The sequence below is a fragment of the Nitrososphaerota archaeon genome, assembly GCA_016872055.1.
In the GTDB taxonomy this organism is placed as follows: Archaea; Thermoproteota; Nitrososphaeria; order Nitrososphaerales; family Nitrosopumilaceae; genus Nitrosotenuis.
Map to the genome: position 1 here is coordinate 141,404 of VHBH01000001.1, position 22,239 is coordinate 163,642.

General features: G+C 42.0%; 21 protein-coding genes and 1 pseudogene. 9 read left to right on the forward strand and 13 right to left on the reverse strand.

Going from position 1 to position 22,239, the window contains the following annotated elements:
• Positions 1 to 44: 44 nt before the first annotated feature.
• Positions 45 to 389, forward strand: coding sequence for a hypothetical protein (locus tag FJ354_00820; GenBank protein MBM3905214.1), 345 nt, complete (start codon positions 45 to 47; stop codon positions 387 to 389).
• 11 nt (positions 390 to 400) lie between these two features.
• On the opposite strand, the gene acs is transcribed toward FJ354_00820, so the two are convergent.
• Positions 401 to 2,293: an acetate--CoA ligase gene (gene acs, locus FJ354_00825; protein ID MBM3905215.1), complete on the reverse strand. Its 1,893-nt coding sequence runs from the start codon at positions 2,291 to 2,293 to the stop codon at positions 401 to 403.
• Between the two features lie 193 nt (positions 2,294 to 2,486).
• Complete coding sequence (locus FJ354_00830; protein MBM3905216.1) at positions 2,487 to 3,305, reverse strand: hypothetical protein; 819 nt, start codon at positions 3,303 to 3,305, stop codon at positions 2,487 to 2,489.
• Between the two features lie 186 nt (positions 3,306 to 3,491).
• Here FJ354_00830 and FJ354_00835 point away from each other — a divergent pair, with 186 nt between their 5' ends.
• The 5 genes from FJ354_00835 to FJ354_00855 are packed head-to-tail and all read left to right on the forward strand — an operon-like array spanning position 3,492 to position 7,369.
• Positions 3,492 to 3,770, forward strand: coding sequence for a hypothetical protein (locus FJ354_00835; GenBank protein MBM3905217.1), 279 nt, complete (start codon positions 3,492 to 3,494; stop codon positions 3,768 to 3,770).
• 30 nt (positions 3,771 to 3,800) lie between these two features.
• Positions 3,801 to 5,414 (forward strand): thymidylate synthase, encoded by a 1,614-nt coding sequence (locus FJ354_00840; protein ID MBM3905218.1) that lies wholly within the window; start codon positions 3,801 to 3,803, stop codon positions 5,412 to 5,414.
• A 37-nt stretch (positions 5,415 to 5,451) separates the two neighbouring features.
• Complete coding sequence (msrB, locus tag FJ354_00845; protein MBM3905219.1) at positions 5,452 to 5,844, forward strand: peptide-methionine (R)-S-oxide reductase MsrB; 393 nt, start codon at positions 5,452 to 5,454, stop codon at positions 5,842 to 5,844.
• 44 nt (positions 5,845 to 5,888) lie between these two features.
• On the forward strand, positions 5,889 to 6,899 hold the full coding sequence (locus tag FJ354_00850; protein MBM3905220.1) for a homoserine dehydrogenase: 1,011 nt from the start codon (positions 5,889 to 5,891) through the stop codon (positions 6,897 to 6,899).
• The gene (locus FJ354_00855; GenBank protein MBM3905221.1) at positions 6,896 to 7,369 is read left to right on the forward strand and encodes an RNA-binding protein; all 474 of its coding nucleotides are present in this window, start codon (positions 6,896 to 6,898) and stop codon (positions 7,367 to 7,369) included. The genes FJ354_00850 and FJ354_00855 overlap by 4 nt, the downstream gene beginning before the upstream one ends.
• 387 nt (positions 7,370 to 7,756) lie before the next feature.
• Here FJ354_00855 and FJ354_00860 read toward each other — a convergent pair whose 3' ends face one another.
• From FJ354_00860 to FJ354_00890, 7 genes are all read right to left on the reverse strand, one after another.
• Positions 7,757 to 8,338 carry a proteasome subunit beta gene (locus FJ354_00860; protein MBM3905222.1) on the reverse strand — a complete coding sequence of 194 codons (582 nt, stop codon included), beginning with the start codon at positions 8,336 to 8,338 and terminating at the stop codon, positions 7,757 to 7,759.
• A 63-nt stretch (positions 8,339 to 8,401) separates the two neighbouring features.
• The gene (locus tag FJ354_00865; GenBank protein MBM3905223.1) at positions 8,402 to 9,712 is read right to left on the reverse strand and encodes a M20/M25/M40 family metallo-hydrolase; all 1,311 of its coding nucleotides are present in this window, start codon (positions 9,710 to 9,712) and stop codon (positions 8,402 to 8,404) included.
• Between the two features lie 29 nt (positions 9,713 to 9,741).
• Complete coding sequence (locus FJ354_00870) at positions 9,742 to 10,605, reverse strand: NAD(P)H-hydrate dehydratase (GenBank protein MBM3905224.1); 864 nt, start codon at positions 10,603 to 10,605, stop codon at positions 9,742 to 9,744.
• Positions 10,606 to 10,845: 240 nt separating this feature from the next.
• Positions 10,846 to 11,046: a hypothetical protein gene (locus FJ354_00875; protein MBM3905225.1), complete on the reverse strand. Its 201-nt coding sequence runs from the start codon at positions 11,044 to 11,046 to the stop codon at positions 10,846 to 10,848.
• A gap of 164 nt (positions 11,047 to 11,210) precedes the next feature.
• On the reverse strand, positions 11,211 to 12,044 hold the full coding sequence (locus tag FJ354_00880; protein ID MBM3905226.1) for a methyltransferase domain-containing protein: 834 nt from the start codon (positions 12,042 to 12,044) through the stop codon (positions 11,211 to 11,213).
• Between the two features lie 177 nt (positions 12,045 to 12,221).
• Positions 12,222 to 14,099, reverse strand: coding sequence for an arginine--tRNA ligase (locus FJ354_00885; protein ID MBM3905227.1), 1,878 nt, complete (start codon positions 14,097 to 14,099; stop codon positions 12,222 to 12,224).
• 3 nt (positions 14,100 to 14,102) lie between these two features.
• Positions 14,103 to 14,798: a phosphoglycolate phosphatase gene (locus FJ354_00890; protein MBM3905228.1), complete on the reverse strand. Its 696-nt coding sequence runs from the start codon at positions 14,796 to 14,798 to the stop codon at positions 14,103 to 14,105.
• A gap of 79 nt (positions 14,799 to 14,877) precedes the next feature.
• Between FJ354_00890 and FJ354_00895 the strand changes: the two genes are divergently transcribed.
• Together FJ354_00895 and FJ354_00900 are read left to right on the forward strand one after the other, a co-directional pair.
• The gene (locus FJ354_00895) at positions 14,878 to 15,981 is read left to right on the forward strand and encodes a TGS domain-containing protein (GenBank protein ID MBM3905229.1); all 1,104 of its coding nucleotides are present in this window, start codon (positions 14,878 to 14,880) and stop codon (positions 15,979 to 15,981) included.
• 303 nt (positions 15,982 to 16,284) lie between these two features.
• Positions 16,285 to 16,401 (forward strand): annotated as a pseudogene (locus tag FJ354_00900) (histone).
• A 47-nt stretch (positions 16,402 to 16,448) separates the two neighbouring features.
• Here the strand turns inward: FJ354_00900 and FJ354_00905 are convergent.
• Both FJ354_00905 and FJ354_00910 read right to left on the reverse strand, forming a co-directional pair.
• Complete coding sequence (locus FJ354_00905) at positions 16,449 to 16,733, reverse strand: hypothetical protein (GenBank protein ID MBM3905230.1); 285 nt, start codon at positions 16,731 to 16,733, stop codon at positions 16,449 to 16,451.
• Between the two features lies 1 nt (position 16,734).
• Entirely contained in the window at positions 16,735 to 18,315 is a 1,581-nt protein-coding gene (locus FJ354_00910; GenBank protein ID MBM3905231.1) for a collagen-like protein, read from the reverse strand.
• Positions 18,316 to 18,425: 110 nt separating this feature from the next.
• On the opposite strand from FJ354_00910, the gene FJ354_00915 reads away from it, so the two are divergent.
• Positions 18,426 to 19,532 (forward strand): tetratricopeptide repeat protein, encoded by a 1,107-nt coding sequence (locus FJ354_00915; protein ID MBM3905232.1) that lies wholly within the window; start codon positions 18,426 to 18,428, stop codon positions 19,530 to 19,532.
• Here FJ354_00915 and FJ354_00920 read toward each other — a convergent pair whose 3' ends face one another.
• Together FJ354_00920 and FJ354_00925 are read right to left on the reverse strand one after the other, a co-directional pair.
• Entirely contained in the window at positions 19,533 to 20,330 is a 798-nt protein-coding gene (locus FJ354_00920; GenBank protein ID MBM3905233.1) for a sulfurtransferase, read from the reverse strand.
• Entirely contained in the window at positions 20,318 to 22,120 is a 1,803-nt protein-coding gene (locus FJ354_00925; protein MBM3905234.1) for a nitrite/sulfite reductase, read from the reverse strand. Before FJ354_00925 ends, FJ354_00920 begins: the two co-directional genes overlap by 13 nt.
• Positions 22,121 to 22,239 lie beyond the last annotated feature (119 nt).

The following is a 22,239-nucleotide window of genomic DNA, read 5'->3' on the forward strand; positions in this document are numbered from 1 at the left end:
GATTATACGCAATATTTTTTAATGATTGTAAAATGCTCCAAATTATGAAGACGGTACCAATACTGGCAACAGTCGCGGTTTTGCTTGTTTCATTTATGGTATTTGACAACGCCTTTGCCCAAAAATCCGGCAAAGAAGAGATCCAAAGCATAATGACGGCATACAAAAAGGCAATTGATTCGGCCCAAAAACAGTTCAAGGCAGCAGTGGATAAAGCCCAGGCAGATGCACGAAGCGCCGTAGCAAAAGGCTTACCAATTGATGAGATAAACGCACAATCCAAGGCAACAATCTCCAAGGCAAAGGCAGACCTCAATGCAGCAAAGGATGTAGCTAAAAAAGAGGCAAAAAGGAGCCTTGATCAGCTAAAGGTAACCAATAAGCCATAAACCCAATTTTTTTACTGGATTTGTTTTTTCAGTTCATCAAACGCAGTTTGTATTTCCGATACTGCAGCCCCATCTTCTAGTGTGCTGACATCTCCAATTTTTTCATTTGATGCAATTGATTTGAGTAGTCGTCTCATTATTTTACCACTTCTAGTCTTTGGTAGTTTTGATACAAAATAGATGGATTGTGGAGTAGCTATTGCACCAATATCTTTTCGTACAGTATCTACTACCTCTTTTCTTAGAGAATCTGTAACTACCACGCCATCTTTTGGAACTAGAAAAGCAATAATTACTTCTCCCTTGATATCATCTGGAATTCCACACACGGCAGCTTCTGATATTGAGGGATTTGATACCAGACTTGATTCCAGCTCTGCAGTACCAATTCTGTGGCCTGCTATTTTTAGAACATCGTCAGCTCTTCCTAAAAGCCAGAAATACCCGTCCTTGTCTTGTATGGCATAGTCACCTGTATAGTAGGTGTCTTTGTATTTTGACCAGTAAACAGTTTTGTATTTTTCATCATCACCCCATAGTGTAGTTAGCATTCCAGGCCAGGGTTTTTTGATAATCAGATACCCTTTGGTGTCTGACGGCAATACATTTCCTGATTCGTCAACTATTGCCAAATCAACTCCCGGAATTGCAAATGCCCCAGAGCCTGGCTTTAGCGGGATCGTTTCAATTCCTGGCAACGGCGAGATCATCATTGCACCAGTTTCAGTCTGCCACCAGGTATCAATGATTGGGCATTTTGATTTTCCGATTATTGTATAATACCACTTCCAGACTTCTGGGTTGATTGGCTCACCAACCGTTCCCAGCAATCGAAGACTGGACAAATCAAACGAGTTTGGAATAGAGTCGCCAAACTTCATGAACATTCGTAATGCGGTCGGCGTGGTATAGAATATGGTAATCTTGTATCTTTGAATCAGATCCCACATTCTTGCAGGGCTTGGATAGTCTGGTGCTCCCTCATACATTACCTGTGTTGCACCACAAATCAGAGGCCCGTATACAACATAGCTGTGTCCTGTTACCCAACCAATATCGGCAGTGCAAAAGTACACATCTGAATCTTTGATATCAAATGCCCATCGATATGTAGCAGAGACGTGAGTAAGATAACCTCCAGTATCGTGTAAAACGCCTTTAGGTTTTCCAGTTGTACCAGAAGTATATAGAATGTAAAGTGGGTGAGTGCCTTCCAGCTTTTCTGGAGGACAGTCATGCGATGATTTGCCCAGTAAATCGTTCCAATAAATATCTCGTTTTGTCATTGTGACTTGGTTATTGGTTCTGGTCAGAACAATTACATTTTGAACAAAATCCACATCAGAAACTGCAACATCAATTACATCTTTTAGCTTGACTATGCCCCCTCGTCTGTATCCGCCATCTGCAGTTATGATTAATTTAGATTGAGAATCAACCACTCTGTCTTTAATCGACTGGGCTGAGAATCCGGAAAATATGATAGTGTGTATTGCGCCGATTCTTGAGCATGCCATTATTGATATGATTAGCTCAGGTACCATCGGAAGATAGATTGTGATTCGGTCGCCTTTTTGCACCCCTAGTGATTTTAGACCATTTGCAAGCCTTTGAACTGAATCTAGTAGTTCGCCATATGTTACCACTCTTCGTTCATCGTTTTCTCCCTCCCAGAATATGGCGACCTTGTCTTGTTTTTGTATGTCTAGTGCGTTGTAGGATGCATTGATTTTGCCGCCGACAAACCATTTTGCAAACGGAGAGTTCCACTCTAACGGTGTGTGCCATGGCTCAAACCAATGGAGTTTTTTTGCCTGAGATTCCCAGAACTTGACGTAATCTTGGGAGGCGTCCTGTCTTGTTTTAGTGTCGTTATTTCCAAGACCAATAAGATACGAGTCCACAAATTAATACCATTCAAGTACTTTCTAAATTTTAGCGCCATGCCAATCTGTGAAGAACTAGGCAGTTTTGTGCCTAAAATCATACATCATATGCTAAACAACCAGAAAAACTAGGATGGTTTTGAAAGTGGTTCATTTTATAGTATGAATTAAACCACGAACTAAGATTAGAAAAAAGGGATGTTAGTGCCCCTTACTGTGCTTCCATGCCTGCAAACCAATCTGATCTCTCAGTTTGTTTAACAGTATTCGTCGGTGGCTGAGGCAGATTTGCGCTCACTACCTCTTCTCTATTTTCGGCCGGAGGAGGTGTAGTGTTTGCAAATATTGGCTGAGCCGAATTTGCGTGTTCTGAAGGTTTTTCAGGTGAATAGGAAGGTGCACTTGGAGTCTGCTCGACTGTCTGTCCGTTGTTTGTCACAAGATATGATACTGCAGATGTCTGGATTTGCGCTTGCTGGTTCACGTCGCTGCGAACACCATCCAAGGATAGATCCGACATTCTTCTCTGAATGTTTAGGATTTCTGCCTTTTCATGGTCGATGTGTTCCATTATTTCGCCGGTGTGCGTCTTGATGAGATCATATTTTGCTTCAGAGATTTCGTTGCTCTTGAATTGGACTTTGGCATCAAACAACAATGTCTTTACAGTCTTTAGCTGTGCACCTAGCTCTTCGAGACGTGAGCCTAGCGCTGATGAAATCTGCTTTTCAGCTTCTTCCAGCGATATCAGTTTGGACTTGTACTTTTCGTGTATGATTTCTGCGTCTTCCTTCATTTCATCGTTTTCAGAGACAATGTCAATTAGCGCCTTTAGACGTCTGATTGTCAGTCCCTTTTCTCTGAGGAATCGTTGTGCGTCGAGTCTCCATTTCGGTATATAGATTACGACATCGCCCTGAACTACTAGTTGTTCAAATGGGACCTGTGTTAGTCCTTGTAGACCACAGTCAACTCCCACAGTCTGTATGGAGCCATCAATATCGGTTAGAGTACCGATGACTTTACCCATCTGGGTGCCATACATGTCTTTGACTTGCTTGCCGATAATCTCTACTTCGTCCTTGTTCATTGGCTAAAACTTGAGCGTTGCGTATAACCGATAAAATGTGAATAAGTGTTCAATTTTTGGTAAGAAGAAATTAACCAAGGTAGTTCTGGTCGCAATTTTAAAATTTGAACACTTTTGGTTATACTCATGATAGAAAAGGATGGCTTGGATCAAATACTGAACTTTGTGGCAAAGCGCTGGATTGAGATTTCCAGGGATCCGGGAAACAAGGCACTGCAAAATCTGCCCTCTGAATTTTGGATGAATTCTGTCGGGGGCAAAGCAGGTGAAAAAGGACACTGGATGACGATGCTTTTGTATACAGAAAACGAGGCAGATGCGGCTGCACTAAAGGAAGTGTTGCTTAGATGGCAGTCAAAGGGATCGAGTCCCAAAGTAGATCTCATACAAATCAAGCGAAAATAGTTTAATTAGATTTGACCAGTCTGGAGTTTGTTGAACGAGTTTACCGAAAAGGAAAAAGAAAAACTAAAAAATCATTTCTCAAATTCTGACGATTCCGTGTTTGCCATTATAACGCCGCGACAGGTTGACCGAGGTGCATTGATGTCTCGATATTCGAGGACTGACAAAAGTATGAGAAGAATTTTTCTGGACGAGTTTTTGGCAAACGAAAATAGAGGCGAGGATTTTTACAACAAGGTACTATTGGAATATGGTGATGATTCTGTTGCGGAACTTGGAATTGCACAAATTGCAATAGAGGGAATTTCCAACATAGCCGTCAAAAAAATCGAGGACCGGAGAATTGGCTTGTCGTATTTGGAAAAATCGTCTCGCTATGTTTCTTGGGACAAAAAAGTAAACGGGCAGTTCAAATTTTTACGGGAAAAGAAAATTATGGGATCAAAATTTGCTGATTCGTACATTCAAGCGTGTGATTTGGATTTTGAAGTTTATTCCAAGAATATTGAACCGATGTTGAAATTTGTGCGAGAAAAGGAGCCAATTGAGAAGCTGAAATTCAAGGATTCTTCATCTGGAAACCAAACAGAATTCTCCAAGCTAAAATCAGAGTCCGATATCAAATCAGCTACATTCATCTATAATGCCAGTACAAAGGCAAAGGCGCTTGATATTTTGCGTGGCTTGCTTCCAGCCTCGACACTGACCAATGTGGGCGTCTCTGGGAATGGTCGCGCCTTTGAGTATCTATTGACCATATTGTACAGCTCTGACCTTGCAGAAGAGCAAGAGATTTCTGGTAAAATCAAGCATGAATTAGACACTACCATCAAGTCCTTTGTAAGGCGCGCTACCGACAAGTATGGTATTGAAATGCAGAACTATCTCAGGTCGCTGCAAAAAATTTCCCAGGAATTATCAAAAAAGCAGAAGATAGAGTCAAGACATCGAGGGGCGCTAGTCAAGCTAATCGATAATGAATCAGAAGAAATAGCTCAGGACAAGATAATTTCCGCAATTATTTATGAATCACAGACAAGACCATATGGTGAGATTTTAGGTATAGTTAAAAAAATGACCAAGTCTGCCAAGGCAAAAATAATTTTGGATTTTGCAAAGTTGCGCACAAACAGAAGACAGCGACCACCGCGTGCATTTGAGATGACAAACTATACCTTTGATGTGATTGGTAATTTTGGAATGTTTCGTGATCTGCACAGACATCGAGTTCTAACACTGGAGCGACAATTACTTACAACAGATCACGGATACAGTACCCCAAAGGAAATAGTTGAGCTTGGAATAAATTCAGAATACGATTCCTGCATGAAGAATACAAAGCAAGTGTTTGATTCGATACGCAATAAAATGCCGCAAGAATCCCAGTATGTAGTCAATTTTGCATACAATTATCCGTTCTTTATGAACTTAAATCTGCGAGAGGTAGTACACCTGATTGAGCTCAGAACTATTCCTCAAGGTCATATTGACTATCGACAGGTAGCACAGAAAATGTTCTTAGAAATTCAGAAAAAACACCCAAACCTATCTAAGATAATCAAGTTTGTCGATCTAAAATCGTACGAGCTTGAGCGATTCGAGTCTGAAAAAAGAATAGAGGAAAAGCGAAAATCTTCCAAATAGGAACAATCCTATAATATTACAATCATTATTTTCATCCATGGAAAAAATAGAAAAATCTGATTCTCAGTGGAAAAGCGAGCTATCCAAAGACGAGTTTAATGTCTGCAGAATGAAGGCGACCGAGCCACCATTTACTGGAAAATACACATACTGTAAAGATGATGGAATCTATCGCTGCACCTGTTGTGGAAATGAGTTGTTCAGTTCAAAGACAAAATATGATTCCGGCTCTGGCTGGCCAAGCTTTTGGGAGCCAATACATGAGAATAGTGTCAAGTACGAGCGTGATTCCAGCTATGGGATGACTAGAGTAGAGGTAATGTGCGCAAAATGCGGTGCCCACTTAGGCCATGTCTTTGAAGACGGTCCAAACCCGACAGGGAATAGATTTTGTATCAATTCTGTATCGCTTAAGCTGGAAAAGTCCTAGTCTAACCATTATAAATCAGGGCCGAGCCAAGTTTGAAGTAGAAAATGAGAATCATAGTTTGTGGATTTGGGACGGTTGCTCAGAGCCTGGCAAAGTTATTGGTCTCACGCTCTGATGACCTTTACGCAAAATATGGAATAATGCCTAGAATCGTCGGCGCATTTGACACCCATGGCGGAGCAGTGGAACAATCCGGCCTTGATCTAAACAGACTAGTCGAGGTGAAAAAGAAATATGGCTCTATCAAAAATTACGATAAATCAAAGAAAAAGTGGACTGGTCTGGATATAATAAAAAACATTGACGCAGATGTACTCATAGAGACCACTGCAAGTAACTATCGCGACGCAGAGCCCGGCATGTCGCACATCATAAGTGCTATGAAGCTTGGAATGCACGTAATATCTGTAAACAAGGGACCTCTTGCAATTGCGTTTCCTTCACTGATGGAGCTTGCCCTGTATAACCAGGTCCAGTTTAGGTTTTCAGGAACTGTTGGTGGTGGAACTCCCATTCTTAACTATGCCAAGAACAGTCTGCAAGGCGAACAAATTACATCGTTTGCAGGCATACTAAACGGAACTACAAATTACATTCTGACCAACATGGCTCATGGGATGAGCTTTACTAAGGCACTAAAAGATGCCAAGTCTCGTGGATATGTAGAAGCAGACGAATCATTAGATCTGGATGGATTTGATGCAGCTGCAAAACTAGTCATTTTGGCAAACTGGATTATGGGAATGAAGGTAACAATGCCAGACATTAAACGAATTGGAATACGTAAGGTAACACTAGATGACGTCAAAAAGGCAGCCAAAAAGAAAATGGCAATCAAGTTGATAGCATCATGCAACAAAGACTTGGAAGTGTCACCAAAAGAGATTCCAATTGAAGATCCTCTTTGTGTCAATGGCACCCTGAACGCAATATCATTTACATCAGAGCATTCCGGCACTCAGACCATTATAGGAAAGGGTGCGGGTGGAACGGAGACCGCCAGTGCAATTTTGCGCGACTTGTTAGATATTAGAAGGGAAATTTTGCGGGCTTGAAGTCAAATCTAATATCAAAGACGGAAACTGCTGAAGTGTTATCACAAATATCCAGTCAATGGAAAGTGGAATTGCCAAAAATAAAAAATCTCAAAATTTACGAATTTGAGGAAGGGCAAATAATAATGGGCGAAGGCCTGACTGCAATCAAAATAGGCGATAACTACCTACCATTTTTATCAGACAGTGTGACTCTTGCTAAGTTTCCAAGTGTAATGGTCGACATGGGCGCTGTGAAATTCATGTGTAATGGTGCAAATGTCATGCGACCTGGAATTCGCAGTTTTGGGGAATTTGAGAAAGGGCAGATTGTGTGCATTATTGAAGAGTCGCAGAAAAAATCTCTGGCTGTTGGTCGTGCGTTGGTCTCAAGCAAGGAAATGGCAGAGATGAGTAAGGGAATTGTTGTGGAGAATCTGCATTATATTTCTGATAAATATTGGGAAGCGAAGAAATTAATTAAAGATTAAGTTTTTTTATTATTTTGTTTAAGAGAGAAACATCATCTTTTGGAATGTTGTTTAATTATTGTTGAATATCTTTTCATTATTTTTTCTTTTATTTTTCTTACATGTTCTTATGTTATCATCTGTTGAATTATATCAAAAACGATGAGTTGATTTGTTTGGAAATGTGAATCTATCTGACAAACTATAGAAAATTCTTTATGGTTTTGCCAATAATGATCTCCGTTACGATTAGTTTCCCTACCTACGATTTTTCGCCAGTCGTATCTTCCATGAAATTTCATCATAGAAAAAAGTTGACGGGCCTATAAACAGACATCATAACATAGTCATTGATCAAATCATTCGTAATTGTTACATTATCGCAACAGAAAGGGTAGTTTTTTCTTTTTACAGTTTTTCAGTAAACTCTTTTGTGCCCTGCTTTGTCAATACCAAGACATCAATTCCGTCACCAGAAAACGAATCCCTCATTGTTGCTGCTTTTACAGACTTTATTGCAAGCTCTGTTGCATCTTTTTCTGACATGTTTGGTTTGAATTGATGATCCAAAACACCCAATGCCATTTCTGCACCTGTTCCAACTGCCGCATAATCATCTGGAAGAACAGAGCCTAATGGATCCAGTGTGAATATGGATGGCTTTCCAACCACTCCGCCAACAATAACCTGAGTCAGTAATGGAAAGAATCGTCTCTCATACATCATGTTTGACATCATTTTTGCTATAGAGTTCTGCGGAACGTCCCGCTTTAGCTCCATTTTGCGTATCTTGGCGAGTGCCTTTATCTGCAAGACCAAGATTTGCATGTCTGCAACTAGTCCTGCAACGCTTGTACCTACTTTATCGGTCAGTGTGTATGTCTTTTTGGTGTTCTTGGATACCAAGAAATTGCCATATGCTATTCTTTTTTCGCTTGCAAAAACTACACCGCCATCAAAAGTGATTCCCACTGCGGTCGCACCTGGCATGTACATTGACATGTTTTTGTTTGATTCGGATGCACTTTAAAGTCTTTTCTGGGTAATATAGGCTCAGAACCTATCTATAATATGGCACATGCATTTTGTTGTCTTTTTGAGTAGATCTATCCTTGCAAATTCGTTTGGTGAATGAATCCTTGCAAACATGTATGTCGATCCAATGGAAATACATGGGGCCTTCAAAACATTGGCAAAGGAGTGCATTGGGCCAGTTCCCGCATTGGAGACATTGACGATGTAGCTGCCAAAGGATTCCTTTGCCGCCTGCTTTACTATCCCTACAAACGGACTGGACGGGTCCGTCCTTGACGCTGCCTCACCATGAAATATCTTGACCGATATATCAGAAAATCCGTGTTTTTTGAGATGTGCCTTTAGGCGTGCGATTTGTTTTTTGGGATCCATCTTTGGTACCAACCTGAAATCAATTTTCACAGTTGCAGAAGACGGAAGTACCGTTTTTGCTCCTGGTAATGTATAGCCCGAAATCATGCCGGCAATGTTACATGTTGGGTTCCCTGCCAATGCCTTTTTGACATTAATGCCTTTCATGTTATTTACAAATTGTACAATTCCATATTCTGACTTGAATCCAGATTCGTCAAACGGCTCGCGCGATAACAGTTTCAAGTCTTCTTTGTTAAACGATGTTACTTCACGGTACCAGTCTTTGATGAGAATTTTTCCAGAAGAGTCTCGCAATGTCTTGAGTGCATCAATTAATCGCCATGCGGGATTTTTAATTATTACAGCAAGACTAGAGTGAGCATCTCGAATGGATTCTTTGGCGGTAAGCTCCACATATAGAAGTCCTTTCATGCCAAGTCCGATTATTGGTCTGGATTTTGCGTCAACATAACCAAATTCCCAGATTACACCATCACATGCAAATTTTTTGCGGTATTTTTGGAGATATTGCTCCATGTGCGTACTGCCAATTTCCTCTTCTCCCTCAATTACAAATTTTACCGTACATGGTACATCACCAGTTTCTTGCAAGAATGCCTCCACTGCCTTGATTCTGGTGATCAGCTCGCCCTTGTCATCCGCAGAACCACGGCCGAAAATCTTGTTACCTTTTACTATACCACTAAACGGCGGATCATCCCAGAGCTCAAATGGTTCTGCAGGCTGGACGTCATAATGGTTGTAGAATAGAATGATCTTGTTTGGGTTTTTCTTTGATTTTATCTCACCATAGACTAGAGGCGCTACTCCCTTTAGCCTGAGAATTTCAGAGTGTATTCCGGATTTTTTGAGTATTTTTGCGACTAGTCTTGCAGATTGTTCAATTCCCTGGTTTTTTGCAGAAACACTTGGCTGCCGTATCAAGGTCTGCAAATCAGATACCAAGTTTGGCATGTTCCTATCTACATGTGCAAGAATTTTTTTCATCGGATCACTTTGTCAAATGGCTTCATTGCACTTGAGATATTGTCAATCAGATCAGTTGCGACGATGTGGAATCCATGTTTTTTCTGTGTCAGCTTGCCAGCAGTACCGTTAACAAATGAAGCTGCGGCTGCCGATTCCAAAGAATTTCGATTCTTTGTTAGCATTGCAACAACTAAACCAGACAAGACATCTCCCGTCCCACCTACAGTCATTGACGGAAGATTCTTTGGGTTAAGATATGTCTGCTTGCCATCAGATATGACATCAATTGGCCCTTTGAGAAGTATTGTAACAGAATGCTCTCTGGCATGTTTTTCAACGAGTGTTACCCTTTCTTTGATTTTATTTGGAGGTAAAACCCCAAACATTCTTTGAAATTCACCTGCATGTGGAGTCAATACTATATTTTGCGGCAAAACTGGTAAGATGGAGTTAACCAATGCGCTTGCATCAAGTGACAATCTTACATCTTGGGCAGATAATTCCCTGACCAGTGTTTTGAGTCCTTCTTCGTCTGCTACTGCAAGGCCCATGCCGATTGTTGCAGAGTCCAATCCAGACTGGACTTGGCCTAACAGCTTGTTTGCAGAGCCGCGCGTAAGCTTGGCGTCAACCATCGGAATTACTATCAGGTTTGGAGAAATCGCCCTGGTTGCAGAGGCATTAATCTTTGGAACTGCAGTGTAAACAAGGTCGGTTCCCGCTCGAAGTGCTGCAAGTGATGCCAGAATTGGCGCTCCGTGGTATTTGTAGCTACCACCAACCACTAGGACCTTGCCGTTTTGCCCCTTGCGAGAGTCAATCTTTCGTCCTGGGATGAATTTCTTTACTAGGAGTGGTGTGAGTTTTTGGGCCACCAGTCTTCTAGATATGGTTTGGATAAATTTTCTTCGATTATTGCAGCTTTTCGTTTTTTATCAATTAGATGGTGGTGTCTTGTGCTTCCTTTGACTTTTGCTCTATTTGTTATACAAACCAATCATGTTCTAGCCTTAGCTACTCTTCTGAGATTTGCAGTTTTGGTAGAGTTTCATGGAGTTTTTTAATTAGCTCGTCCGATCTTTCTTTTTCTTCGTGATTATTCTGTTTGCTTTTTCAAGTTAAATTACTTTGGTTTTAAGCTTCGCGATTAGTCTTTGTAAAATGGATTCCTTCCAATTGTCTTCCTCCTCGATTTTCTCAAATTCTCGGATTTTGTCTTGAGTATACATGTCAGTTCCTCGAGCATTCGTTCTCGTTGGATTGATTTTAGCATACACATTCAACTGCAAAGCAAGTTTTGCAATGTCTTGCTTTGTCAAGTGGTTTTCTGATTAAATTAGGCCAAAATTATCCATACTCTTTTCGGTCTCACCAAACTTATTTTTTTCCGGATTTTTTTATGTGCATATAGTAATCGGAATTGTTTGTCTGAACATAAAAAAGAGTATTAGATAGTGTGTATGTCATACAAACAATCAGCACACTAGGCTGGTTCTGGGGCTTCTTCTGATTGTTCTTTAGATTGCTTTTTGGACTTTCTATCATAGAACGCCTTTCTTGCAAAGGCAATGTACGTGGTGTGTCCAATCCCATAAAACGAATGTCGTGTTTTTCCTTCCCTTGCCTCTATTGTTCGCAAGATATGTTCAGAGCACTCTATATCGGTAAACTCGTTTTCAATTAGGGACGCTGTGAGCTTTTCCAGCTGATTCATCGTAGGACAAATAGCAATAAATGCTCCAGAGCCCTTGAGCATCTTTCGCACCTGCGGGACTACAATCCACGGATCCCCCAAATCTACTACTGCCATGTCCATATCAGACAGTGGCATTTTCTTGGCAATCTTGAGGTCTTGCTCGTGCATTGTTACATATTTTATCATACCAGCTCTGGTGATGTTCTTTTTTGCAATCTCCATAAAGTCAGGTGCCACATCAAATGTGTAGACATGCCCCCTGGGCTTAACAATACTTGCCAAAAATGTAGTTAGTGCACCGCTTCCGGTGCCAATCTCTAGTATTTTCTGCCCCGATTGCACCCCTGAGCGGGCTGCAATATACCCTAGATCCTTTGGATATACAATTTGCGTACCGTGTTGGCTCCTCATTACAAAGTCGTGAACTGTCGGCTCTATCAGATACACGTACTTGTCCTTGTTTGTTCTCAGTCTGCTGCCAAACTCTTTTCCTATTGCATCCTTGTGTTTAATTACACCGACATGAGTATGCAATGACTGTTTTCTGTCTATTTTTTGGAGCCATTTCTTAGAATCATTATAGAAAAACAAAACATATGCGTTGTTTTTTATCTTCATAATTTGGCACTTTGCGGTTCGAATAATAAGCTATCTAGAACGTATTGGTCTTTTGGATCATACTTAACGCTTCCAAATAGTCATGAATTTGTGCATGTGTCTGATTCAGATCCATTAATTTATTCACATTTACGTACAGTTTGGAAGATACTCTTAGTTTGTTCAAAACAAACATCGCTATTACATTCTTTCAGGTGTATCTATTCCAATTAAATTCAGGGCTTTTTGTAGGCATCTCTGAAATGCAGACACGATGCATATTCTTGCATTGAGTAGGTAAGGCTCTGCGTCCAATACCCTTACATGCTCATAAAATCCATTAAACGACACCGCAAGCAAATAGCAATATTTTGCAATCACCTTAGGTGACAGGTTATTTGCAGCATCCTCCACTACCAAGTCAAACTTGCCAATTACCTTTACAAGTGCTGACTCGTATTGGTCTTGGAGCAACTCAAATTTTGCATCAAAGTTTGGCTTTGAATTTGATTTTTCTAAGATTCGACTAGCCCTTGCATACGCATACTGGATGTACGGCGCAGTGTCTCCTTCTAGGCTTAATGATTTTGTAGCGTCAAAGGTTATGATCTTGTCTAGATCCTGCTTTAACATTTCGTATCGGAGTGTGGCGACTGCTACATTTTTTGCAATTTTGTGCAGAATATCATTAGACAGTTCAGGGTTACGCTTTTTGGTCTCTTCTAGTGTTTTTTGCTCCAACGTATCCAAAATCTTGTCTGCATTGACATAGAGTCCTTTTCTGCCAGACATTTGCGCACTTTTTCCCCCAGTATCTAATCCTAGTGAATTTGCAGTATCTGACGATAACGTTACCGATTCGTATGACAAATGCACATATTCCTTTTTGTTTTGCCCAAACTTTGCCATCAATTTAGTGATTATATTTTGAAGTCTGGCTTGCCTGGAATCAATTACTGTGATAACTTTGTCTGAGGAATAGTTTTGTTTTGGGATATCATTTGGAATTAATGTGGTTTGGTATAGTGGTTTACCGTTTGGCTGATCACAATACTTTGTATAGTAGAATGGGTCTTCGACTAGTCCTAGCTTCCATGCCGCATAGGGAATATCTTTTGCAATGTATGTGGCAGTACCGTTGCTTCTAACCAAAATCTTGTCTTCTTCACCATCTACAAGTATTACCCAGCAGTCCTTGTTTTTTCCTTCGGACTCGAATTTTATTAGGTTCATCTGTTTTAGTTTTTCAAATATTTGTGGCCAAAGATGAGAGCGAATTATTTCAGACTCGAAATTCAGACAGTCATATGACACGCCAAACCTCCAGCAAGTCTTAAGCTGTTCAGAGAGAACCTGGCGGGTAATATTCGATGCAAAATTCGCAGTCTCGGAATTGCCGTCCTCGATTTCTTTAAGGATTTGGTTTCTTTTTTCTTGTAATTCCGGGTTTACCTGATAATTTTCTGTGGTCTTTACATAGACTTCATCTCCGCAGTAATGATCAAATTTCTGCCCTGCTGGAGGCTCCTTCGAAAACCCAAGGTGCCTAAAGCCAAGCAAAATGTCTGCTACCTGCAACCCAGAATCATCCACATAGTTTAGCGTGTTGATTCTGTATCCTGCCTTTTGCAATATTCTGATTATCGAATCGCCAACTACAACATTTCTTACATGTCCAATGTGTAGCGCCTTGTTTGGGTTGACACTTGTGTGTTCTACAGTAATTGTTGCACCAGACCCAACATTTACAGAGCCATAATCATCCTTTTGGGATTGTACAATGATGATTTTACCTAGCTTACCAGTATCTGCAAAAAAATTTACATAACCAGACGGGTGCGCCTCTACTTTCGAGACCAGTCCTCCTAGGAATAGTTGATATTCGGTTGCTATTTCTTGCGCTATCTCATTTGGCCTCTTCTTTAGAGCCTTTGCAGCCAAAAATGCAACATTGCAGCTTACATCCCCAAACCCTTCCTTTGCAGGTTCTAGTGAAAACGCAATGTCGGAAATCTTTTGCTGCTCCAGTATTATCAGGAGGTTTTTTCTAATTTCATCTAATAAAACTCGAAAGCTCAATGACTACAACTCCGAAAGGCTTGGCGCAAGCTTGTCTAATGCCTCAATTACTCCATCTCCAGCATGAGAAGACACAACCATCTTTGCCCAAGATTTTACATCGTCAAACGCATTACCCACTGCAATGCTGTATCCTGCCATCATAAACAATGGAACGTCTGTCTCGCTGTCGCCAATTGCGATTACGTCCTCTGAACGAATGTCCAGCTTTTTCATAACCTCTTTGAATCCCACAGTCTTGTCTATACCTGCTGAGTTTATGTGGATTGCATATTGGCTGTCTGCAATTACCACGTCCATTGATGCGTCTTGTGTTATTTTTTGCGCATCTGCAATGTCAAATGTTCTCTCTAGTACGACTTCGGTCATTCTAGGAAAAACTGGCTTTTCTTGCACATTGTTAATTTTTGTACGAATTAGTGACAGTGCCTGAAGGCATTTTTCCTTATTCCCAATCAGATGGTGTTGGTTTGTCCCATAAGTGATACATCCACCGTTTTCCCCAACGCCTACTGTGTCTAGTCCACCAAAGACCCCAAGTAAATATGCCTCAACTGATGATCTGCCAGAAACCAAAATTACATTGTGACCCATTTTCTTCATGTGGCGCAAAGAATTTAGTGCACCCAAATGAATTCTTCCTCCACCGTTTTCTGTTATTGTACCATCAATATCCACTGCGAATGTTCTGCGCCTCATGTGGGATTTTGTGCTAGGACCCAGATAATAATCAATCAAAAGATTTTATTGACAAACCAAGACGTCTTAATTGAAATCAATGGGAATTCCAGAAAAAATAAAGGCAATCCAAGATCAGATACACCAAACTCAGCTAAACAAGGCAACAGAGCACCACATTGGTTTGCTAAAAGCAAAGATTGCCAAGCTGAAACGAGAGCAAGAAACAGTTCAAACAAAAAAGACCGGAATCAGCTCGGACGGATTTGATGTAAAGCGCACGGGTGATGCAACGGTTGTGTTTATCGGATTGCCGAGCGTTGGAAAATCCACCTTACTTAACAAATTAACCGGCTCGCGTTCTGCAGTAGGCGCTTACCAATTCACTACGCTAACCGTAGTGCCTGGCATGATGGAATACAGGGGTGCTAGGATCCAAGTGTTGGACTTGCCTGGAATCATCGAGGGGGCATCGAGAGGAAAGGGACTTGGAAAAAGAATTCTTGCTGTTGCACGCAGTGCAGACTTGGTCATTTTGATACTGGATGTTTTTCAGCCATATCACGAAGATGTTTTACGAACCGAGCTTGGTAACATCGGCATACGACTTGACCAAAAGCCACCGAACATAGTAATAGAAAAGGCATCTACTGGAGGCATAGCAGTTGCACAGCAGGTAAAGCTGGAATCCATGTCCGAAAAACTCGCGCGTGAAATACTAAATGTGTATGGATATACCAGTGCCAGAGTAGTAATACGCGAAGATATTACTTCTGAGCAATTAGTTGACTATTTAACAGGTGACAAAAGTTACGCAGAATCTGTCACAGTACTAAACAAGGTGGACCTAGTAGACCCCAAGTTCGTCAAAGAGGTCACGGCCAAGGTAAAATCCAAGGTAATTCCAATTTCCGCAGACTCTGGCCTAAACATTGAATTTCTCAAAGAAAAAATCTACGAAAAACTTGATTTTATCCGATTATACATGAGACCAAAGGGTGGGGAAACGGATTTCAAAGAACCGCTAATCATTAGAAGAAACTCCACAGTAGAAGATGTCTGTAACAAATTACATCGTAGCATGAAAAAAGAATTTCGTTATGGACTGGTTTGGGGTAAAAGTGTCAAGTTTGGAGGACAGCGAGTGGGCCTGCAACATGTTCTGCAAGACGAAGATGTTTTGACAATAATTAAGATACGTTGAGTGTAAAAATGGATCAAGAATCAGAGAATCGCTGGTGCAATTACTGCATGATCAAGACAAAACAACAAATCATTTTCATTGCAAAGAACGCAACATACAAGCGTAGAAGACAATACAAATGCACAATTTGTAACCATACGAGTTGGTTGCAAGGAAAAAGGCCATCAGCTGAAAGTGTTTACTGAGATTTTTGCGATCAGAAATTTTTTGTAATAAAAAAAATCGTGTACATTATGTAATCAGTTGGTGTAATTTTGTTTAGTATTACTATAGAAAAACCAGCGAACATCACTTTTTGTAATGGCTACTAAACGTAAAGCAGCTAAGCGAAAGGCAGCTCCAAAGAAGAAGGCAGCTCCAAAACGTAAAGCAGCAAAGCGAAAAGCTCCAAAGAAGAAGGCAGCAAAGAAACGACGATAAGTCGTAAAGCGTCAATCAATAGATTGACGCAAAATATTCTTTTTCTATCAACTAAACATTTGACTCGGCGGTGGCGGCGCTTGTTTGTCTTTTAGATTTTTTTCTACAGAAAACTTCCTCTCATTTGGAATGATTGAAATTTTGACAGATGTATTGATTGCATAGTGAGGAGTTCCGTCTGGATTTTTGTGATTCAGTGCAATTCCGACTCGATCAAGATCGACTTTGACCTTTACTAGGGCGCCGTCTTCTAGCTTGAATGCAACAAAATCTCCACCGACTCGCTCATAGTCAAGCATTTTAAAATCAATTTTGTTTTTTGACTCGCTCATGCTAGTAAAGATAGCTCATCAGTTTTATCTGCTCTTCAGTAGAAATGATATTTTTGGTGGTAAGAACCTCGAGTAACTCCTTGAATAAAGCTTTTTGCTCATCCGACATCCCGGTTGCTCCTAGTGGGCCTGGTGGTCCGGGTGGTCCTCTTGGACCCTTGTCACCGGGCTGTCCCTGTGGACCCGTAGGTCCCTTGTCGCCTGAAGGTCCTTTTTGTCCTGCTTGACCTCGCTCGCCTTGAGGACCCTGAATTCCTTGTGGACCTTGTGGACCTCGCTCACCTGCCAATCCCTGTGGGCCTGGCTCACCTTGCGGGCCTTGCGGACCAGTCTGACCTTTGTCTCCTGGCGGACCTGTTGGCCCTGTAAGTCCTTTTTCACCTGCTGGACCTTGTGGTCCTCGTGGGCCTCGCTCGCCTTGGGGTCCTGGAACTCCAGTTAATCCTTTTTCGCCCGAAGGGCCTTGTGGGCCTTGTGGGCCTTTATCGCCAACATCACCCTGAATGCCTTTTGGACCCTTGTCTCCCGGTGTACCTGGTGGTCCCAGTGGTCCCTTATCACCCGCAGGGCCTTGCGTTCCTCGTGGGCCTCGCTCACCAATTGGGCCTTGAATTCCCTTGTCTCCCGGTGTACCTGCAGGACCTGTCGGGCCTTTTTCTCCCGGTGGACCTGGTGGACCCATTACACCCTTGTCACCTGGCGGTCCCTGAATTCCCGTTGGTCCTTTTTCGCCTTGCGGACCTATTGGGCCTGTTACTCCTTTATCACCAGACGGACCAAGTGGTCCTTTTTCTCCCTTGTCTCCAGGTGGACCTGGTGGGCCTTTGTCGCCCTTGTCTCCTTTATCGCCAGTTAATCCCTTGTCTCCTTTGTCTCCTTTGTCTCCCGGTGGGCCTTTGTCGCCCTTGTCTCCTTTATCGCCAGTTAATCCCTTGTCTCCTTTTTCACCTTTGTCGCCGGATGGACCAGTCGGACCTCTATCGCCTTTGTCTCCCTGTGGGCCTATTGGTCCTTTTTCGCCTTGTAGTCCTGCAGTGCCCATTGGTCCCATCGGACCTTTATCGCCTTGAACTCCGATTGGACCAGGTGAACCTATCGGTCCGCGCTCGCCTTGTGGTCCCATCGGACCTGTTGGGCCTTTGTCACCTTGCAAACCAGGAGCGCCACGCAGTCCGCGCTCACCCCTAGGTACTCGCTCCTCTGCAGTTTCTACTTCGCGTTTGCGTCTTGAAGTAGGCGGTACTTCTGACTTTTCCATCGGTGCAAAACTTGCCGGTGCTGAAACTCTAACTTCAAAGATAGAATGTAGTGATGAGAATTGATCGCTTACAATAATCCAAATTGTGGATAATCCAAAAACAGAGTCCGGGATGGGGTTTGTGTCAGAGCCCAGTGTTTGTGCAAATTTTGCCTCCTTGACATGTAGGTGGTAATGATCTTGCCATAATGGTGCAAACTGCTTTGAGACGATCTCATCCGTGGACGGCGCTGAATCGCAGATAGAAATTTGAACCTCGTAGACGCCAGACTGCTTAAATGGTGCTGTGCCAGAAACCTCGAGCCTCTTAGCCTCAGTAGACATCAAACAGGTTGTAATCTGCAAGTATATTTGGATTTTCCATATATGAGTTGATTTCCTTGCTTGTAAATGATCAGCTTGGTATTTATTCGAATTAACTCCAAAAATGACAAATGAAAAAGAGTTTGGAGGAAAAAGAAGACAAAAACCTTCCAAAGCCAGTAGATGAAACTAAGACAAGCCTAGTCAAGGCGGACTATCAGCAGACAAAGCTTCTCAAAAAAGGCATCCATCTAATGGCAGATGAGCGGCTTGAAGACGCAGTGAAGGTCTTTGATCAGATTATTCGAATTGACCCCAATAACATAGAGGCACTGCTCAAGATGGGCTATTCCAAATTCCACCTAGACGATTATGTAGGTGCCCTCCAAGCTTACGACAAAGTTTTGGATATCGATGTTGCAAATTCAGAGGGTTGGAACCTCAAGTCACTTGTTCACTATCAACAAAAACAGTACCCAAAGGCACTGGACTGTGTAGAAAAATCAATCGAGTCAGACCCGACATTTGGAATGGCTTGGTACAACAAGGCATGTTATTTGTCATTACTAAACGAGGTTCCTGATTCTATCGAGTCATTGAAAAGATCAATTGAAATTGACGTCAAAAACGCCAAGCGCGCAGTTCGAGATAAGGACTTTGCAAATATCAAAATCGAGGAAAGTTTCAGAAGAATCATAGAGCTTGTCGTCTTTGAATCATTGCGACAAGGATATCACACAATTGGAGCAATAGTGTGGACCACGTTTATCAGCAAGGCCGAAGTCGAAGACTCGCTCAGAAAACTAATGGAGAAGGGACTAGTCGTCAAAAACGAAAAGAGACAAGGCCTAAACAAGATTGACACTTATGATATAGAACCAGAGATGGCAACAAAAATTGGCGTAGAAAAGAAAAGTCTCATCGGCACAACAAAGAAACTTCCCGGAACAATCAAGTCACTCAAAGATGTCAGCGAGGCAATCCAATCAACCAAGCTTGCAATCGGGGAAGAAAATATTGAAGAGATTATCAAAAATTTAAGCTCGTTCATTGATGCAGAAAAACTTGGCGCTACGATGATTGAGCAATTCCTAGAAGAACATCGAGAAATCAGACTCTACAAGGTGAGACTAGAAGACAAAGGTCTAGACTATCTTAAAGAAAATAAGGAAAGGATTCTGGGACTATTTGATAGTGTAGAGGCAATAATTACAAAAAAACTACGCGGTCAAGTATAACTATTCTGCAGATAGGTCCCAATAGTTTGCATTTTCCTGTTTTAGTATTGGTTTATTGAGTCCCTTCCATTCTTTGAAAGAGCGCACATACAATTTTACATTTGGATAGTCAGCTGACTTAAGCGCATAGTACGCAAGGCCAGACAGTGTCCCAACGCTTCCACAATATGTGATGATTTCTGCGTTTTCTGGAATGTTTCTGTTTTTGAGCAGTCTCTTTAGGTCATCTTTTGGTTTTAAGATTTTTTCTTCAGACGCCAGAGTCCGATAAGGAATGTTGACTGCGCCTGGTATGTGTTGCTCCAGATAGTTGAGTCTCTCGCGATTATCAATCACTATGACATTTTTGCTCTCTTTTGCTTTTTCCAAATAGTCAGCGGTTGCCATGATTTCCGGCTGAAGTTTTACAGAGTGAGTCTTGGGTGATGGTGTGGCCTCTGCAGTGTCGGTTTCAAGGCCCAATCCCTTCCATTGTGAATATGTCATTTCCAATAGCGACACATCAGAATGACCCAAATATTGCAGAGTCCATGCTACACGTGATGCTAATGCGCCAAATGTGTCATCATACACCACAACAGGGGTTTGATCGTCTATGCCCAGTCGCTGTGCTATTGCGAGTACCTTTTCTGGTGAGTCGTCTGCCAACAGTTCTGCCAATGGTAAATTGACTGATTTTGGAATGTGATCTTTTTTGTATTCTTCTGCGCGTCTCACATCAATTACTCGGACGCTGTTATCGCGAAGATTTCCACGCAAGTGATCGGCATCAATTGTAGGCCTGCTCAAGCTGCGCATTCTCCCTTGCCGGTTCGTGCGTGGTAGCCAGATTCGCTTCCATAGTCGGCATAGAAGTCCTTGTCTTGTTCAATCGACGGCGCCTGTGTGAACGGCAAGAGAATTTTTTTAATATCATCTATTGTTTTGACCTGCGAGTCCGCATGTCCTGTTACAACTTTGTGGATCCAAGACTTGAAGTCATCTCCTTGCTTTTTGTTTGCTTTGAATGTCTCGACTAGCTTTAGTATGGATGGGATGACTCGCTTTGCTGGAATTCGCAGTATGTTTGCACCAAGCATTGTCTCGCCGTCGGATCTTCCGCCAAGCGACATTTGGTACACCGGATACATATCTTTGCCCGCTCTGCCCCCGCCCCCATAGAACCCAATTGTTGCTATTTCGTGCTGGCCACAGGAGTTTGGGCATCCGCTTATTTTGATAGAGGCCTCGCGCAGATCATCATCTTCGTCCAGCTTTAGCTCGATGAACTTTCTTTGGATTTCTTTTGCCATCCTATGCGAGTTTGTCAATGCCAAATTACACGATGTCGTACCAGAGCACCCAATTGGATGTACCATCGTAAGCGAGCCAGGGTTTGCAAGTCCTACTTCCAATAATTTTGCATACATCCTTGGCAAGTCAGATTCTGCTACATATCGCAGGTAAATGTCCTGTACAAAGCCTGTCCGCGCATATCCTTCTGCCGAGAATTCTTTGGATATTTCCGCTATAGCACGAAGCTGGCTTGCGGTGATATCTCCTGCCTCCAGTGTTATAGAGACTGAATAGTATCCAGGCTGTTTTTGTGCAAACGTGTTGCCCTTGCGCCACCTAGAAAACCCATCAGGAATTGATTTTCCATCAAATCCGGAAATTCTCACGTGTGATTCCAATTTTTGCGGAGTCTGATCAACTGATAACTTTACAATTACAGACTGTGTCATTCTTACTAGGGCACGCTCTTTGAGTACTAGGTTTTGGAATTGCTCCCATCCCATCGAGTCAACCAAATATCGCATTCTGTTTCGCTCCATGTGTTTTCTGTCTCCAAGTCTGTCAAAAATTCTAATTGTTGCAATCGAAGTGTAAAGTAGGTCTTCCTCTGGAGTCCAGTCCTCTAACTGGTGTCCAACAAATGACTTGTTTCCCAGGCCTCCTCCCAAGAACACCTTGAATCCACGACGCTGCTGTCCATTTATGGTTTTGATCTGCGGGATCAGGCCAACGTCAACCATTCTTGCCATTCCGTGTTTTTCACAGCAAGTGAAATTGAATTTGAATTTTCTTGGTAGCGACTGGTTTAACGGATTTCGAAGGAAAAACTTAGCAGTAGCCACTGCGTATGGTGTCACATCAAATTCCTCCTCTGCACAAACACCCGCAAGAGGACTACACATAACGTTTCGTACTGCGTTGCCACATGCTTCCCTTGATGTTAGTCCCACTTCGGAAAGACTGTGGATAATTTCAGAAACGTCTTCCAGTATTACCCAGTGTAATTGTACATTTTGTCTTGTAGATACATGTGCAGAACCAATCGAATATTGTTCAGACAATGTTGCTAATTTTTCTAGTTGGTGCGGATAGACTTCGCCTGCTGGAAGCTTTACTCGTACCATTGCATAATCATCAGTCATTCTAGTACCATATGCGCCGTTTTGAAGTCTGAATCTTCTGAAGAGGTCAGGCTCGATTTTACCCTGTCGGAATTGCTTTACCATGTTTGCAAAATGGTCTGCTTCCTCTACTCGCGCCCAGTTTACCCTAGCCTTTCTGCCTTCTTTGGACTGTTTTGTGACGGTACTCAATTCAACTAACTTCCCTTAAATTTGGATATAAATTTTTGATAAAAATTGGAATTTGCCGACATAGCAAATTTGCAGACAAATTTTTCCTATTTGCATTAGTGTCGCCTAAGTGACTTGTG